Source organism: Lysinibacillus cavernae (assembly GCF_009724685.1).
GTDB classification, from domain to species: Bacteria; Bacillota; Bacilli; order Bacillales_A; family Planococcaceae; genus Lysinibacillus; species Lysinibacillus cavernae.
Genome location: NZ_WMEF01000002.1, coordinates 100,214 through 116,521, shown reverse-complemented (window position 1 = coordinate 116,521; position 16,308 = coordinate 100,214). Strand labels below are relative to the sequence as shown.

The 16,308-nt window shown below is 36.6% G+C and carries 15 protein-coding genes; 2 read left to right on the top strand and 13 right to left on the bottom strand.

Annotated features, from left to right (window positions below; genetic code table 11):
- Positions 1–12: 12 nt before the first annotated feature.
- The 10 genes from asbD to nagZ all read right to left on the bottom strand — a co-directional run bounded on the left by asbD (position 13) and on the right by nagZ (position 13,388).
- On the bottom strand, positions 13–270 hold the full coding sequence (asbD, locus tag GJU32_RS04915) for a petrobactin biosynthesis protein AsbD (RefSeq protein WP_155590837.1): 258 nt from the start codon (positions 268–270) through the stop codon (positions 13–15).
- Positions 267–1,499: an AMP-binding protein gene (locus GJU32_RS04910; RefSeq protein WP_155590836.1), complete on the bottom strand. Its 1,233-nt coding sequence runs from the start codon at positions 1,497–1,499 to the stop codon at positions 267–269. The genes asbD and GJU32_RS04910 overlap by 4 nt, the downstream gene beginning before the upstream one ends.
- A 2-nt stretch (positions 1,500–1,501) precedes the next feature.
- Positions 1,502–3,253, bottom strand: a complete 1,752-nt coding sequence (locus tag GJU32_RS04905) for an IucA/IucC family protein (protein WP_155590835.1) — start codon at positions 3,251–3,253, stop codon at positions 1,502–1,504.
- Entirely contained in the window at positions 3,225–5,048 is a 1,824-nt protein-coding gene (locus GJU32_RS04900; protein ID WP_155590834.1) for an IucA/IucC family protein, read from the bottom strand. Before GJU32_RS04900 ends, GJU32_RS04905 begins: the two co-directional genes overlap by 29 nt.
- An 824-nt stretch (positions 5,049–5,872) precedes the next feature.
- Positions 5,873–7,318, bottom strand: a complete 1,446-nt coding sequence (locus tag GJU32_RS04895; protein ID WP_155590833.1) for a sensor histidine kinase — start codon at positions 7,316–7,318, stop codon at positions 5,873–5,875.
- Positions 7,311–7,973: a response regulator transcription factor gene (locus tag GJU32_RS04890; RefSeq protein WP_155590832.1), complete on the bottom strand. Its 663-nt coding sequence runs from the start codon at positions 7,971–7,973 to the stop codon at positions 7,311–7,313. Before GJU32_RS04890 ends, GJU32_RS04895 begins: the two co-directional genes overlap by 8 nt.
- 737 nt (positions 7,974–8,710) lie before the next feature.
- Positions 8,711–9,025, bottom strand: a complete 315-nt coding sequence (locus GJU32_RS04885; RefSeq protein ID WP_155590831.1) for a hypothetical protein — start codon at positions 9,023–9,025, stop codon at positions 8,711–8,713.
- A 35-nt stretch (positions 9,026–9,060) separates the two neighbouring features.
- Positions 9,061–9,747 carry an ABC transporter ATP-binding protein gene (locus GJU32_RS04880; protein ID WP_155590830.1) on the bottom strand — a complete coding sequence of 229 codons (687 nt, stop codon included), beginning with the start codon at positions 9,745–9,747 and terminating at the stop codon, positions 9,061–9,063.
- 10 nt (positions 9,748–9,757) lie between these two features.
- A complete protein-coding gene (locus tag GJU32_RS04875; protein ID WP_155590829.1) occupies positions 9,758–11,185 on the bottom strand; it encodes an ABC transporter permease in 1,428 nt (475 codons plus the stop codon).
- Positions 11,186–11,717: 532 nt separating this feature from the next.
- Positions 11,718–13,388, bottom strand: a complete 1,671-nt coding sequence (gene nagZ, locus GJU32_RS04870; RefSeq protein WP_155590828.1) for a beta-N-acetylhexosaminidase — start codon at positions 13,386–13,388, stop codon at positions 11,718–11,720.
- Positions 13,389–13,579: 191 nt separating this feature from the next.
- Here nagZ and GJU32_RS04865 point away from each other — a divergent pair, with 191 nt between their 5' ends.
- Both GJU32_RS04865 and GJU32_RS04860 read left to right on the top strand, forming a co-directional pair.
- The gene (locus tag GJU32_RS04865) at positions 13,580–13,975 is read left to right on the top strand and encodes a glucosamine 6-phosphate synthetase (protein WP_155590827.1); all 396 of its coding nucleotides are present in this window, start codon (positions 13,580–13,582) and stop codon (positions 13,973–13,975) included.
- A 64-nt stretch (positions 13,976–14,039) separates the two neighbouring features.
- The gene (locus GJU32_RS04860; RefSeq protein WP_230874939.1) at positions 14,040–14,363 is read left to right on the top strand and encodes an inorganic diphosphatase; all 324 of its coding nucleotides are present in this window, start codon (positions 14,040–14,042) and stop codon (positions 14,361–14,363) included.
- Positions 14,364–14,400: 37 nt separating this feature from the next.
- Here the strand turns inward: GJU32_RS04860 and GJU32_RS04855 are convergent, their stop codons facing one another.
- The 3 genes from GJU32_RS04855 to GJU32_RS04845 all read right to left on the bottom strand — a co-directional run bounded on the left by GJU32_RS04855 (position 14,401) and on the right by GJU32_RS04845 (position 16,218).
- The gene (locus GJU32_RS04855) at positions 14,401–15,180 is read right to left on the bottom strand and encodes a class I SAM-dependent methyltransferase (protein WP_155590825.1); all 780 of its coding nucleotides are present in this window, start codon (positions 15,178–15,180) and stop codon (positions 14,401–14,403) included.
- Between the two features lie 137 nt (positions 15,181–15,317).
- A complete protein-coding gene (locus GJU32_RS04850; RefSeq protein WP_155590824.1) occupies positions 15,318–15,533 on the bottom strand; it encodes a hypothetical protein in 216 nt (71 codons plus the stop codon).
- Positions 15,534–15,684: 151 nt separating this feature from the next.
- On the bottom strand, positions 15,685–16,218 hold the full coding sequence (locus GJU32_RS04845; protein ID WP_155590823.1) for a GNAT family N-acetyltransferase: 534 nt from the start codon (positions 16,216–16,218) through the stop codon (positions 15,685–15,687).
- Between the last annotated feature and the right edge of the window lie 90 nt (positions 16,219–16,308).

The window sequence follows — 16,308 nt, the reverse complement described above, 5'->3', positions numbered from 1 at the left end:
TTTGGCCTCCGATTATTCTACCTTTTGTTGTTTTTCTAAAAAGCTTGCTAGTGTTCCTACTGTTTTGAAATCTTTAGGAACAAGAATCTCATCGGGAATGGCAATGCCAAGATCCAACTCTATATGAAGAATCAGTTGAAGAACCATAATGGAATCCATATATAAGTCCTCATTTAATCGGGCATCTTCATTGAAAGAAGACAGTGTCTGCAACTCTAAAGAATTTTCCATAATATCATAGATGCTCTGGATCAATTGTTGTCGCGTCATACTAGTATGCCTCCAAGTTTTTTTCTACTTACTTTTCCATTAGGCAGCTTTTCAATTTCTTGAACAGGCACAAACTCTATCGGAATTTGATGTGGAGCTAGAAATTTCCGGCACCATTCTCTTAGCTCCATATTATCGATTGGTTCAGTAGACACATAGAGTGCGCATACCCGCTCTCCTGATAGATTGTCTTGTTTTTTATATACGACTGCTTCGACTATTCTTGGGTCATCCATTAACACGGTTTCAACTTCTTGCGGATACACGTTCAAGCCTGCTACATTAATCGTGTCATCGATTCTTGCAAGAAAACAAAGAACATTATCTTCTATATAACCAAGATCTTTCGTATAAATCGTTTGTGTAGACAATTCAATGATAATTTCGCTCGGTGTTTGTTTGTCACCTGCTGTCACCTTCACATGAGGAAGGGGGTAACCCATTTCTTTCGGATCTTCGACATTCGGGTGAATCGCAACACATCCGGCTTCAGAGCATCCATACTGCTGAAGTACTTGGCGAGATTTCTCTCTTAATGATGTCAGCCAGCTAAGCGGCATCAAAGTTCCTGACGTCATTACACGATCCAATTGTTCACCAAGCGGTAATAATCGACTTAATGTATAAAGTAACGCTGGAGCCCCATAGAGTATGTGTTTAGGATATTCTTTTAGCTTTTTCAAAATATATTTAGGATTATTATTCGTAATAATAACCGGCTTTGCTCCCCTACTGATGCAAGCCAAAACACCACAAATGAATCCATAAGAATGAGTAACTGGACAAGCAACAACAGAAGTTGTCAAGGAATCGACAGGTAACATCGTCACATAACTTTCAATCTCTTTTTCCACGGAACTCCACGTTCGTTCAATGCATTTCGGAGCGCCTGTAGTACCTGAGCTCATTTGAACTAATACGCCCTCTTGGTTATTTGAAAGATTGGACAGTTCGATGAAAGTATCAATCGATTGGAACAACAACAGATGACTACCTGCTGAAGATGCAAGCCGCACAGCTCCCTCTTTTGGCGTGGCTGGATGGATTGGGACAACTGATCCACCTTTTTCACGAATGTATAAACAAAGAGCTATATATTGGAAAGTATCCTCCGTACAAATAGCTAGTCTGCGATTGTTACACTCCCTTAGATGAGGTAAGCTTTCATATAGTTCAAATTGCTTCTCGATAGCTTCCACTGTATAAAATTGATCATTGACATAAAACATCATCATTTCCCCTTTTTATCTGCTTGCGCCAACGTATTGCTGACGATATGTCGAAAATTACCTTCGTCTTGATTTTGAAGTTTTTTTGTTAGCAAAGATTCAACATAAATATGTGTGCTAGTATGCTGAAGCTGTTCATTTCTTGCGCTTAACGATGGAAAGCGTTCAACGTGCTTCTGTATGCCGTCCTGTACTTGATGCCAAAAATGTGTTTCTGCAAATCCATAGTGCTCTTCTAGCAAATAAGATAGTTCACTTAAATGAAATACGAATAGTGTATCCATTACTAACTCTCGTAAAGCCTCTACAGAAGACATCCAATAATATTGATCGACAGGTGCATCTTTAAATCGTTCGTGTATCGTTTCAAAGTCTGGAACGAGGCTTCTGTCAGCAATGAATTCTTCCATATATTCGATACTGTCATGGAAATCCCTCAGTACAACCCGAGTTGGCCACCCATTTTGATGTAATAAAATCATATTTTGCGCATGGGCCTCAACAGTAATACCGTGAGCGACAAGCAAGTGCCACACAGGAATAACACTCACTTCGATCAAGCGTTTTATCCACTCCTCCGTTCCATATCGGCAAAGCCAATCATCAATAAATGGACGCCCATCGATCTCCATCATCATTAATACCGTAAAAGGTACCGCTTCCTCTTCATCCTTCATATACGAGCGCACATTTTCTCGCCAAATGGTGCCAAGCTGACCTTCTAGTTTGCTACTATGCTTTTTTGCATTCGGTTCAAAAATAATTCCTGCATATTCTTCCAGTACAATAAGAGATGCTTCCTTTTGTAAATAGGCGTCTAATTGAATCACCTGTTTAAGCCATGCCGAAATATGAGGAGCTGCACAAACAGCATGCGAATGTAACTTTCGTAATGAAGAAGTATTCACCATATTCATCGAGCATTTTAATTGCGCCTTTTCAGGATTTGAACAATTCCATAATGTTCGCACTGATTGGGTTGCCCTGTAATAATCACCTTTCACATTTAGTGGTATTAAATCTTTTTGCTCAATTAATTCAACTAGTTCCTGTTTCATGTTATGCCATTGCCAAGGATGAACAGGTAAAAACGTATATTTCTCAAATGTTCCACCGAATACCGCAAGCTTTGCTAGAAGGTCTTCCCACAGCAAATGCCCTAGCTCTTTTTTCCAAAAGTTCTCTTCTTCAAGAACAGTGATTCGTACGTAGCTTCTTCTCACTGCAACCCATCTAAGGGTAAATGATTGCTTTGCCTCAGGCCCATAGTCATGATGGTCGTCGATCGTAAAACCTGTTCTGGATTTAAAACAAGGATGATAGGGATGTCCTTCAATGATTTCTGATTCTAATTCTTCATAGCTCGAATTTCTTCTCGACATCGGCATTTGGAGATGATGATCATTCCATTGACAAAGCTTACTCGTTAAATGAAGTTCTTTCAGCAAACGATCTTTGTCTTTACGAGTCGAAAGTAATTCATCTACTAGATCCTCAAGTGTTGCTTCTAGTAACGTTTCATCTTTTCCTATTAGAAAAACACTGTCTCCCTTTATTCGGATGCGATCAAATGCCATTCTTTTTCCTTCACAACGATAGGTGCATTTCTGTCCAACAAGCGTAAGAATTGAAGTCCAGTTATCTAGACGTGTTTCTTCATAGTTGATGAGTCCTTCAAAAATCATAGCTTCTACAAGTTGCCGCCTTACACGTAGCTCTCCTTGTTTAGAAGCTGAGGGCTGTAGCTGCTTCATATTCTGCCTCCTCATACTGAAGAATGAACGGATTTGGAATTTTCGTGTATACCGCTTGTTCAAGTTCTGCTTCTAGTTCATCTACATCATGAAACCTTGTTAATAAATTTGCTTTGAACGCAAGCTCCTCTTGTTTCAGAATGTTATGAACAAACGCCTTCCCGAAGCCTGTAAATTCTTTTTCTAATAAGTGCAGTTGATCGATAGACCACTTCAAAAGAATTTTTTCATCGATTAGCTGATCTGCTCCAAATCGGGAAATAACGGGAAACAATTGATTCATAAACAAATAATATGTAAATCTATCGTGAATAAGGGCATCCTCGTAAAAAAGCTCTTCTGTTTCATGTAAAGAAGGCTCTATTGAAAGAAGTACTTCTTTATATGTTTTTGATAAGTAATATCCTTGGTTATCACGATAATAATAAGTAGTTGGATAACCTGAAGAAATATTTAACAGACTATTTTGCTGATGTGCTTCGAGAGCTATCCCATTCTCATCGTATAATCTTAATAATGATTCAATAGAACACTTCCAGTAGACTTTAAACCACTCTAAGCTTACGCTCTCTACTGATCGTAATTCCGATTGAGCGATTTTCATGATGAGCTGACACAATTTTGATTTTTCATTTGGCAGGGGCTCTTGCACAAGAGTAGCGATCATGCAGATTCCATCATCATGTCCCTTAGGAAATACGTTTGAGCGAAAAATAACCTCAAACCCTGATTCCGTCTGATTTGGGAACTCTACAGTCATATAGGCTGGGTCATCAATCATCCGGAAAGATGGATGGTTCTGTAAGAAATCAATCTTATTCATTAACCGAGCCATAACAATTCCAGCTTTTAATTCATGCGTTCTAGTCACCCTCAATGAATTTGTTATTTTCACAGGAATTGAAAACTTATACATCATTTCCTCATTTGAACTATATACCGTTCTTATCGAAGAGGTTGCTGTATAAAACGCCCCAAGCGCACCTTCGTATTTTATCCATCCTTCAGCAATTGCTTCTTTTACATACTGTTGTTGTAAAAGCCACTGTGCTTGAAGCGGATGCATCGGAATGAGGCAATCCTTCTCTGACATAACAAATTCAGGTTGTGATTTTATTAAAGATTGAGAAATGTGTTCACTCGCACTTTTTTCTAATATAGACGACTCCTTCACATTTTTACGGTCGACACGAAAATAGTGAAGTTGGAAAGAACCTTGTAACTCTGGAGCAAAACTCGTTTGTTGCCAATCTGGCATCCCTTGTCTGCTTTTAGGTGTCGGATGAAGCCAATGTCCAAGTAAGAGAGACTGCTCAGCATCAATAAATGTAGAGTTTTCTTCATTTTGTTTCTTATCTTCCAAACGCTTTTCAATATAATTTGCCATCGTTTGATAGCTCTCAATTATGCGAAGAATGAGCTCATCAAAATGGGAAGAAAGTCCATGACATCCATCCGCCTTAGCCATAAAATGTAGTTCCTGAATAAACGTGATGAGTATCGTTAATTTATCTTCGACAAGCCATTGTTTTTGTTTCGTACAATACTTCAACGAGACACCAAATAGATGTCTTCCAACAAGAGATTTGTATTCCATGCCAAATGCAAAGCGTATGTTTTGTATTGGCAACTCCATCTCTAACATATGTTCCTCTGTTACGAGGTTAGTTAGTCGCTGTTCTTTTATCCACTCCTCCTTTCTGACCCAATGTCCGCTACTCACCTCTCGTATATAACAATTCATAAACGCCTGAAACGTAGCATTTTCTGCTATCTGTTTAGCAACCTGTTGCATGTAATTAACCATCCTTTCACAGAGCCTTCTCCCTATCAAATGATAATGATTATCACTCACTGTTAAAAAAATTAGTCTTCCAAAGTAGAAAGACTGGATTGATAAAATATTGATAATGATTATCATTTTCAATAATAATTACATACTATAGGAAAGATAGAAATGACTCAACTGTCTAAAGACCTATATGGCAATATAAACCATTGAACTAGGTAAAAGTGTAGAGAAGACATTGTTTCTTGTACCACATTTACTAGTTTATTGATTTGTGATGCGGTGTGACGATAAATTATTACAAAGAGATAAAAATAGAATCGTGCACTTGAGAAACTTCTGTATGTTATTCATGTTCATAGTTATTGATGTGATATTTTATGTCATTGCTTCGTTTTCATTTACTTGATGCTATACATGAGAAAGCAATTACTAATAAACGAAGGTATTTAAAGCGTTGTGCGAAAACAAACAAGGGCTTATGAAAAAAAACTTCAATTAGAGTTACATATAGATAGTTAGGAACATGGAAGAAAAGCCATTTCGCCGGAGAAGTTTCAAAAATAACAAAAGGCATCGAAATTGTACTTCTCGATCCCTTTTGTCGACAGGCTGAAGTGGCTCCTTTTAGCACAACCCACTTGTTTCATTGCAATTATTTTGTTAGCTCTTTTCACTTTGGCCTTCTTAACATGTTTTATAGCACTTTAGTCGTATAGAGGTTCATAGCACTCCCGACACCTTCTTACTCAAGTACCTTTTGAAGTTGCCGGATACTCAAAGAATACTTGAGACAGTTAGTGTGCTTTAATGTGCAGTTTATTCCTTATTCATTTAGGTATAGTAACTATAAACTGAATGCCCTCTTCTGTATTTTTCATTGAATAAATGATCGAAAGGGATTCAAAAACTTGTTTTACAATATATAAACCTAGTCCACTTCCACCAGTATCTCTATTTCTGGATTTTTCGATTCGATAAAATGGCTCGAACAATTGTTGGATTTCTTCTTCTTTGATTTTGACACCTGTATTAATTACTTTTATTTGAACCTGATTTTCTTTTGGAAACTCAGTTACCTCTATCAATACTGTTTCTCCTTGCGGCGAATACATAATCGCATTATGGATAATGTTTTTAAAGGCTTTTTCTAATAAGTCACGATCTGTCCTTATATACATGAAAGGAGAAATTTGTTTTATGATCTGAATGTCTTTTTCAGAAGCAAAAAAACCGAGATCCTTTGTTACCGAATCAAATAATTCTAAAACTTTAACTTCTTCCAATTGCAGTTTAAAGGTATCTTGTTCTAGTTTAGACATACTCAATATCTCTCGAACCAATTGCTCCATTCTTTCAATTATTTTGTGGTTTTTTTCTAAATAGACATCACGATCTTGATAAGGGCCGATATGATAAATCATTCCTTCTATATATCCCTTCATTACAGTGAGAGGCGTTTTTAATTCATGTGCAATCGTTGCGAAAAATTCTCGACGTTTTGTTTCAATTTTTCTTTCTCTTTCAATATCATCTTTTAATTGTTCATTAGCTATTTGTAAATCAATCATTGTTTGTTGCAAATTATTCGACATCTCATTCAAGCTATTGGATAATTCCTCTAATTCGTCATTTGATCGAACTACGATGTGTTCGGAAAAATCCAGGTTTGCCATCTTTTGCGCACCCTCATTTATATAAATGAGCGGTTTTGTAATGAATCTTGAATATAAATAGGCACTCCCCAATCCAATACACACTACAATGATACTTATATATGGGAGAAAACGTACTAAAACTTGTGACGCTTCATCAATAGGCTGAAATGTCGCAAGTACAGTAACCGTTAAATTATCCTCATCTAGAAATTCAATTGGCAAAGTAACAGAAAATGCATTCGTAAGCGTTTCTTCATTCTTTATTAATGCTGCTTTCGCAGTAAGATTTGGTGATTGCGTAATCCCCTGCATCATAAAAGTAGGCGAATAGATAATCGTTCCTTCTTTATTTTGTAGGAAAATGAAGGCATTATTATTTTTGATGTAGTCCTCAAAAAGAGGTGTCGCATTGTGCAATTGTAAATCTTTAGAATTATGGATTATTTTTTCTATTCCAGATTGGAGCTGATTGGTTTTATATTGTTCATAAAATGTTGGAAGAAAGAAGTATAATATTAAATAAATCAGGACGGCAAAAGATAACAATATGAGAGAGGTAATCATAAAGAGCTTATAGGTTATTTTTTTCATCTTCATGATGTGTACAATCCTATTCATCGATTTTGTATCCAATACCCTTGACTGTTTTAATGTAGGGTATAGTTAATTTTTTTCTTAAATTTTTTATATGTGTGTCAATCATTCGTGTTTCTCCTGAATAATCATATCCCCATATTTTTTCAATGATGATTTCTCTAGTTAGCACCTTTTTTTCATTTTGAAGTAGTAGTTGTAGAATTTCGAATTCTTTTGTTGTTAACGGTATTTCTACCTTATTGACATAGGCTTTATATCCGTCACAATCGACATTAAGTTCATTAAAATTCAAATGATTAACTCTATTTTTATTATTACTTCTTCTTAGAACCGCTTGTACTCGTCTAATCAGCACATGAAATGAAAATGGCTTTGTTATATAATCGTCTATCCCTAGGTCAAAGCCTTTCATTTGATCTTGTTCTTCTTCTAAAGCGGTTAACATAATAATTGGTATACTTGACTCACTTCGGATCATTTTGGCCACTTCAAACCCGTTAAGGTTTGGCATCATGACATCCAGAAGAATTAAATCAAAGGCTTGCGTATTAAATCGTTTCATTCCCTCTAACCCATCTGATGCAATCTCTATAGAATAATTTTGTGTCATTAAAAACTGTTTAATTAATTCTTGAATTTCTAAATCGTCTTCTACTACAAGAATATGATAGTTCATCGATAGATCCCCCTCGTAGCCATTATAACCGCTCAATTTGTAGTTTATGTGAAGATATTTCACATTTTAAAATTATATTAAACAACCTTCCTTTACAAAGATGGAGCTTCTTAACGACTTTGTTTTGTAACATCAAGAAGAACAATTTCTCTACATAAACACCTCAATATCTCCACACAAATACCAGATTGGTCATGTACATTAGTTGTTAGGAAGAAAATTCATTTTATTAAATAGAATGGGCCTTCTAGATTGATAAGTCTATATAGCCGTTTTCTTTCAACTTATTCAACTAAGGAGAAGCTTTTATGTATAAATTTAATCTACTTCCAGTGTTGTTTTTGGTCGTATTTATGTTGTTATTGTGTACGTGTTTAACATATGTATCACTTAAAGCATTAGGAGCAGAGGATATCTTCTTTAAGTGTTTGACGTCACTTGTTAACATGGCAATGAGTATAGTCTCTTAGACGTATTTTTCAATATGATTCAAAATAGAAATCCATTTGGTAAAAAAGATGGATTCTTTTTTGTCGTTATATGGTTTATTTGTAGCATTTTCATCCTTTAGCATATAAAAATCTATACTGGTAGATTTCTTACATAAAGAGTTTAATTAATTTCACAAAATTCCCCCTAAGATAAACATGTATTAAATTTCACCTGTTTATCCTAGGGGGAATGTATGTTATTTTTCACTTCTATTTAGGGTACAATTCAGCTATACATTTAATGCATTAATTTGGAGATGTAGAGCCTTGTATCATATCTTCTTCTGAATTAGATGAGAAAGGATCCCTCTGTTCTGGTGTCCATTCATCTGGTTTTGAGGAGAACTCCTCCCTCTGTTCTGGCGTCATTTCCCCTCTTGGATTCGGAGATTCCCACTGCCGCTGATCTGGAATTTTATCTTCTGAATACGTATTATGATCTTGGTACATATTGGTTTCATTTTGATCCAAGTTTCCACCTGAGTTCATCAAGTTCGCAAATAAGCCAATTGCTATTCCGATTGATACTAAGCCAATGGATGCTGCGATTTTCGTCCACATTTTTTTCACTCCCATTTAAAATTTCAGCTATATTGTTAGTTCTTCTTTAAATTTTTACAAACCAAATTTCGTTGTTCAAGATAAACTACCTTATCAGACTGTTTAGCGACTTCCTGTGAATGCGTAACAACGATGATACATTTATTTTCTTTATGAGCTAGTTCTTTGAACAATTTCACAATTTCATCTGAAGTTTTCTCATCTAGATTACCAGTTGGTTCATCCGCAATTAGTAAATCTACTTCACAAGACAGTGCACGAGCAATAGCTACACGCTGTTGTTGACCGCCACTAAGCTGTAAAACCTTTCTTTTTGCTTCGATTTCCGATAAGCCAACCATTTCTAATAACTCAAGAGCTCTTCTCTTTTTATCTTTTATGTTAACCCCTGTAATTTCCATTGCCGTGACGACATTTTGAAGAGCCGTCATATACGTAATGAGATTATATGATTGAAAGATTATCGAAACATATTTATTTCTATATTTATCTAAACCAATTTTCCGTATATCTTTTCCCTTGTAGAGCACATGTCCTTCTTTTGGGTTATCTAACCCACTTGCTAAACTGAGTGCTGTTGTTTTTCCTGAACCAGAAGGTCCTAAAATGCTATAGAAACAGCCTGTTTCAAAGGTAAAGCTTACATTTTCTAATAAAGTATTCTTCTTGTTATTACTTTGATAATAGTATGATAGATTTTTAAATTGTAATATCGTGTCCATGTGACGCCTCCTACTCATCTTTTAAAAGTATTTCTTTTGGATTTAAGCGAAGAATTGATAATGCTGGAAGGAGTGTTGATAAAATCGCAATTAATAACCCTATCCCACCTAAATTCAACACATCTTGTGATGATATACTTACATCTATGTTGTCAATAGGTTCAACATCTTTTTCTTGTTTACCCACCATTCCAAACGAGAATCCTAAAGTATTTGATTCTTGTTGCTGATCTTCGGCAGCAATAACTTCTTGCTGTAATAAACTATCTCCCATTTTTTGAGACACTGTTTCACCTGTAATGATAGAAATACCAAATGCTAGAATCGCTATACATAGTACTTCTACTAATAGTTGTCCTATTAATTTCCTCTTTTTTTCACCAATTGCCAACAGGATACCTAATTCCTTACGTCGCTCTTTTATCGTCAACGTAATAATTAGACCTAAAATAATTGATCCTGCAATGGAAACTAAATAGACAATCATTTTGGAAGTAGCGGCAATATTCTCGATAGGGCCTACCATTTTTTGATATAGAGCATCATGCGCATCTAACTTAAATAAATCGAAATCGATATTTGTTTTCTTTGCTTCTGCTTTAAAATCCTGAATATTCTCTGGATCATTTAAGTAGTAAATGGCTTCGTGAATGGATACATTCTTTTCATCACTTTCTTCAGACATTTCTTTCGTTGAGTCATAAATAGTGTATATTTTGTTAGATGGGTGCATCATAGCTGGTAAATTTCCCTCGAAGTCAGTTATTCCGGAGTTTTTGTATATCCCTATTATTTCTAACTCTACCTTCGATGTTTCATCGATTGATTGAATTTTTAATTTATCACCAACTTGAAGCTCGTTTTGTTCAGCTAACCGTTTTTCAATTAGGGCTACTTTCTTATTCGTATCCTCTGATGTAATTGGACGACCATCAATAATTTCATTCGTTCCATCTGTAAAATCTTGCAATAAATCAGAACTCCTTACACCTTGGATAAATGTATTAGGCATTTTCATGTTGCCAGAGTTACTACCACCTACTGTTCCAACTACCCCTTCGTCACCTTTATCACCATTAATAGGGTTGAAATCATCCGCTACTAACATGTCACTTTTAAGATAGTTGTAGTCTATTACATAGGGTGATTTAGCTAAATGGTCTGCTTCATCTGCAAAAAGTTCAGGGTGCTTTATTTTTCCATTTGGATTCTCTTCTCGCTGTTTCGCCACATTTTCCATAAGCTTCTCTTCGTCTAATCTAAGGCTCACGTCTACACCTAATGTTTGTCTAGCATGATCATTCGCCCTTTGAGAGACATTTTGTATTGCAAAACCTGCTAATACTAAATTAGAAACTACTAAAAATACAGTAAATAATATTAACGATTTCCCCTTCCTTGCTTTAACACTTAAAAATGCACGTTTGATAAAATTCATTTACATTACCTCCTTGATAGCTCTAAATATATAGGAGTAAAATGTAGTTTATATGTAGATAGTGCGAAGTTTATCTAGAGATATACGGGAGTTTATGTGAATCAATGTCCGAACGTTATTTTTGAAGGAACGCTATTTTATTATAAAAATGAAATTCCCCCACCAACTCGATGTCTTGGTGAGGAAATTACATAATAGTTTTTTCTACTTTTTTTAAAACTGTAATATCAATTACTTTTATTCTCATTTCTGCTGCATAACGCTTGTCTCCCCAAGCGAACACTTCCATGCTGATTTGTCCATCCAAATTCTTAGTATCTTTTCAAATGCTCCTCGACAGAGTTGATGACTAAAATCCCAAGAAATAATATAGCTAATCCACTCTAAGAAACCATCCTGTTGAGTAAAACATCTGCAAAATGAATGTCATTTATTTAACGCCCCTCACTCGTTAACCGAATGTTGTTCTTATTTATACTAAGAAATTAGAAAAAAGGAACATACACAAATAGCCGCATGTCCCTTTCCTTCATTATTTCATATACGTATTCAATACTTGCTCGATGTCAGCATTGAGTTTATTGACATCGACCGTCGTCACGGGTTGATTGTCAAGCTGATACTTTTGTTTAAGCTGCATAATTCTACGGACGCTGTCATTAATGCGGTCCTCTGCTATTTCTCCCTTATTTACTGCTGCTTTCACAGCATCGATGGCTGATGTTACATTGGAGAATTCATGGGCGATTAAAATAATATCACTCCCCGCCTTCACAGAATCTACAGCGGCTTGCCCGATATCAAAATGATTGGTGATGGCTTTCATTGTCATATCGTCGGTCATTACAACGCCATCGAAGCCAAGTTGCTTTCTTAACATGCCTGTGATGATTTCCTTCGACATAGAAGAAGGATACTGTTGATCAATTTTTGGTAATAAAATATGGGCGACCATCACCACATCCGCTCCATTGTCAATGGCATCTTTAAATGGTAAAAGTTCTAATTGATTTAAATCGTTCAAGCTTTTGGTTACCTTTGGCAATTCTAAATGGGAATCCACCGAAGTATCACCATGCCCAGGAAAATGCTTGACGACAGGAATTACTTGTTGCGACTCCAGCCCTTTCATTGTTTGAAGTCCTAATTTGCTAACGATATCGGGATTATTGGAGAACGAGCGATCACCGATAATCGGATTATTCGGATTGCTGTTGACGTCTAGTACTGGTGCAAAGTCAAGGTTGAAGCCAAACGTCTTTAATTGTTCCCCTAGTAATTGACCTACCTCATAGGAGAACTTGGATTGGTTAATATCCCCAATTTTTTTGTTCGTTGGGAAATTTTTTAAAGGTCTTGGTAATCTGACTACTTTTCCACCTTCTTGGTCGGTTCCAATGAAAAGTGGAAGCTGGTTATTTGTGTTTGCAGCCATTATGTCATTGATGAGCGTTACTGTTTGCTGAGATGTTTCAAGATTATTGGCATAAAGAATGAAACCACCTACTTTGTAATCTTGAATTAAACTTGTCGTCTCCTGTTGGAGCGTCGTACCCGAAACGCCAGCAAACATCATTTGGCCAATTTTTTCGTCCAACGTCATCTGCTCTACTACATCTGTTGCTTGATGTGTGAGTTCGGTATAGACCGAAATATGGTGAACAGCAGGATTGGCTTCGTTGTCGGTCGGTTTTGGTAAGATCCACTTTAATTGATAGGAGTCATTCACTTGATAAACAAGAATGACTTGATTGGTCGTTGTATCCTGATAATAGCGAACATCATCGGGCTCACCCATGCTTTTTTTTATATCAGCTAAATGAATCTTCTGTACACCCTCTTTAAATGAACGGATATCGAAAGCCTGCGAACCATGATAGCCAATCGTCACATCCTGATAATCTTCGTATTGTCCATTAGCTGACTCAACTACTTGCTGTGGTTCCCCCCATTGCTGATGAACCGTCTGTTGATCTGCCTCTCCCGCAGCAAATGGCACATCTGGTACTTTTCCTTGTTGCGCAAAATGGACAATGTCCTGTATCAACTTCTCAAAATTTTCAGAAACATCCGCTTGGACTGGAGTTGTCTCAGAATTTCTAGTCGTTTGTGTGGCTGGCCTCATTTTCATGCCGATAAAAAAGAGTAGACCCATTAACATCAGCACAACAATAAGGAGCAAACCACGTCTTCTTTTATGCATACTAAAACCTCCTTCATCAATGAAATAGCAACATCGAAATAAATCTACCAACTAACGTTATCATAACCGCCACCTGAATTCAAAACTAGCGCTATGAACAAAATAACGGCCTTCCATAGAAAATATTATCGTAAGCTAGCAAAAAGACAAAAGAAGATGTTAAAATATTCACATAAAGGGGGATACAAAGCATGGGAAAATTAAGTAAAAGGAATATACTGTGGATTGTACCAATCGGTATATTAGGGGTGTTTTGGTACTTTTATGGTCCACAAAAAGATATTACGGACAATGACTATATTACATATGTAAAAAACTATTCTTATGAAAATAGTGCAAAAACATTAGAGGGTGCCTTTGCTTCTGCCTGCGAAAATCCATATTGGGTTTATTTTGAAACGCAAAAGGGACAGGATGTAGTAGAGTTCGAGGGTGATTGCACCGTTAACAATGAAGTGGCCAAAGTTAATGTACAGTTTCTTGTAGATAACGACATCACAAGTGTCCAATCAGGTGCAATGCTTGTCGATAGTAAAATGCAGGAAGAAGCAAATCGCGATCAATTTCTGCTGGCACTTGTTCAATAAAGGATGAACACCCTTATAGTGATGCTATGAGGGTTTTTTCGTATCACGAAGGATGGTGATGAATGTGAAGACATGGACGGTGGTCATAGATAGACCAGTTGGTTACATAGATAGCTATCATAATGTTTATCCTATTAATTATGGATATATTGCTGGAGTGATGGGCGGTGATGGAGAAGAGCAAGATGCGTATATTATTGCTAAAAGTAAGCAACTTCCTCTTGACTCTTTCACTGGTGTCCTAGTAGCCATTATTCATCGAAAAGATGACAACGAGAATAAATGGGTCATTGCTTCGCCAAATGAAACATATACAGTAGAGGAAATTTTGGCGCAAGTCCGGTTTATGGAGCAATATTTTGATGCTGAAATCGAAATGATCCAATAAAAAATGGAGAGTTATTAGCCTCTCCAAATAGTAACCATTATTTTTTCACAGCTATCCAAATCGTCCATCGATCCTTTTCGATGATGGAGCCTTCTATCGTGATGACCTTCCTTATATCTTCAATAAGTGCCGCTAATTGATCATCATTTAATTCATGCAAAAGACTACGTCCCACTCTGCCTTGTAAATCGACCAGTAATTGCTCCTTATTGGCATAGACCTGTCTTGTTTCCCATAGTTTCAGCTCGATAATTTCTTGAAAGCCTACTTCTTTTAAGCTTTCTGTAACTACCTGACTACTATGTCTTCGCTCCACTTCCTTTTGAATGAGGGATGGGAAACTTTCAAAGAAATAACCCCTTATATGATGGGCATCTCCTTGAAGTAAGCAATCCTCTGGGGTACGATCCTGTACAATAAAGTAACCATTTTCCCGTAGGAGTCGATATGCCTCTTGAAAGCATACTTTGACATCTTGTATGTGATGAATCAATGCCCGTTCAAGCACAACATCAAAGGTATTCCCTGTAAGCCCTGTATCGAAAGCATTCCCTTGGACAAATGTGATTTGGGGATAAGCTCGACAATTTTCTATTGCGCCCTCTAACATGGCCTGTGAAAAATCCACAGCTATTACAGATGCTGCCCCCATATCGACAAGTGCCTTGGCATAAATGCCTCCACCACAGCCGATATCAACAGCCCGCTCCATATGATGAAAAGAAATATGTGTCGCTAACGCTTCCTTCCACGACCTGTCTGCCTGTCTTGTTGTATAAGACGTACGATGGTGCTCATTATGGAAATCAATACCCATTCGCTTCACCCTCCCCTTTTATTTTAGTGTACATGTGCTTAATCTATAAGAAAAATCTATTATAATTATACAAATACATAAGTTAATCTTATCAAATTAAAAACCCATGTATTGGACATACATGGGTTGAACTACTATCAACCATTTCTAGAAGAATGGGAGGACTTTAATATGGTCCGTTCAATCAGTCTAATTTCGTTATTTAGTTTGGCAATTGCCGCTTCCATTTGTTGATAGCGTTCCATTTGGTGTACCTTCTCAGTTGGTATTGAATCTTTTAAAGCGGCCTGCCCTGCATATAAGCTTGCTAGTAAATCTAGCTTTTGAAAATAAGCTGTGCTATATTGCTCCATAACACCCAGCCCCTTGTCTGTTACTTTTTTGCACGAACAAATGAATTGTTGTTCATATTAGTACTATAACCGAAAAAAGCAACCTCAAAACTCACACTAAAATATTATTGATTATCCATATTTAAGTAAAATATCAATCTTAAAAACTAAACTATTCACATGTTTTTAACAAAGAATAGATAAATGTATCATAGGCTTGTCCATTTTGATACATATAGTCTCGCAAAATGCCTTCCTGTTGAAATCCAAGCTTCATCAGTAGTTGATTGGATGCCTCATTTTCTAAAAAGACAACAGCTCCGATGCGATTCAAATTCAAGTGCTCAAAACCATACGTAATCGCTTTTTGTACGGCTTCTTTTGTATAACCTTGTCGCCAGTAATCCGGATGAATTTCATAGCCAATTTCTGCTCGTTTATGCGCAGCTAACCACAGATGAAAGCCAATCGTACCAATGACTTCATTCGTGTCTTTTCGTTCAATGCCCCACCGAATTCCTCTTTTGCCCTCAAAGTTATTGGCAAATTGCTTGACTAATTGTTCGGCCTGCTGTTTATCGACAAAGGGTTCTTGCCCATAATAGCGTGTTACTGCCTCATTCGAAAAACAACGAAAAATCGCAGGTGCATCCTCTTGTGTAAGCTCTCTTAATCTAAGTCTTTCCGTTTCTAAAATTGGAAACATCTCGTACTCCCCCTCTACCATCCATACCATTCTCTATACTCCCTTCAAAATCCTTTTTTTAACAATAAAAAAAGTGCAAACCTTCTTTCT

What these genes read in the sequence shown, in the direction of transcription:
- GJU32_RS04850 (WP_155590824.1), bottom strand. Translation starts at nt 15,533, where the DNA reads ATGGAGCAATATAGCACAGCTTATTTTCAAAAGCTAGATTTACTAGCA.
- GJU32_RS04865 (WP_155590827.1), top strand. Translation starts at nt 13,580, where the DNA reads ATGGGAAAATTAAGTAAAAGGAATATACTGTGGATTGTACCAATCGGT.
- nagZ (WP_155590828.1), bottom strand. Translation starts at nt 13,388, where the DNA reads ATGCATAAAAGAAGACGTGGTTTGCTCCTTATTGTTGTGCTGATGTTA.
- GJU32_RS04845 (WP_155590823.1), bottom strand. Translation starts at nt 16,218, where the DNA reads ATGTTTCCAATTTTAGAAACGGAAAGACTTAGATTAAGAGAGCTTACA.
- GJU32_RS04885 (WP_155590831.1), bottom strand. Translation starts at nt 9,025, where the DNA reads ATGTGGACGAAAATCGCAGCATCCATTGGCTTAGTATCAATCGGAATA.
- GJU32_RS04890 (WP_155590832.1), bottom strand. Translation starts at nt 7,973, where the DNA reads ATGAACTATCATATTCTTGTAGTAGAAGACGATTTAGAAATTCAAGAA.
- GJU32_RS04880 (WP_155590830.1), bottom strand. Translation starts at nt 9,747, where the DNA reads ATGGACACGATATTACAATTTAAAAATCTATCATACTATTATCAAAGT.
- asbD (WP_155590837.1), bottom strand. Translation starts at nt 270, where the DNA reads ATGACGCGACAACAATTGATCCAGAGCATCTATGATATTATGGAAAAT.
- GJU32_RS04905 (WP_155590835.1), bottom strand. Translation starts at nt 3,253, where the DNA reads ATGAAGCAGCTACAGCCCTCAGCTTCTAAACAAGGAGAGCTACGTGTA.
- GJU32_RS04900 (WP_155590834.1), bottom strand. Translation starts at nt 5,048, where the DNA reads ATGCAACAGGTTGCTAAACAGATAGCAGAAAATGCTACGTTTCAGGCG.
- GJU32_RS04910 (WP_155590836.1), bottom strand. Translation starts at nt 1,499, where the DNA reads ATGTTTTATGTCAATGATCAATTTTATACAGTGGAAGCTATCGAGAAG.
- GJU32_RS04855 (WP_155590825.1), bottom strand. Translation starts at nt 15,180, where the DNA reads ATGGGTATTGATTTCCATAATGAGCACCATCGTACGTCTTATACAACA.
- GJU32_RS04895 (WP_155590833.1), bottom strand. Translation starts at nt 7,318, where the DNA reads ATGAATAGGATTGTACACATCATGAAGATGAAAAAAATAACCTATAAG.
- GJU32_RS04875 (WP_155590829.1), bottom strand. Translation starts at nt 11,185, where the DNA reads ATGAATTTTATCAAACGTGCATTTTTAAGTGTTAAAGCAAGGAAGGGG.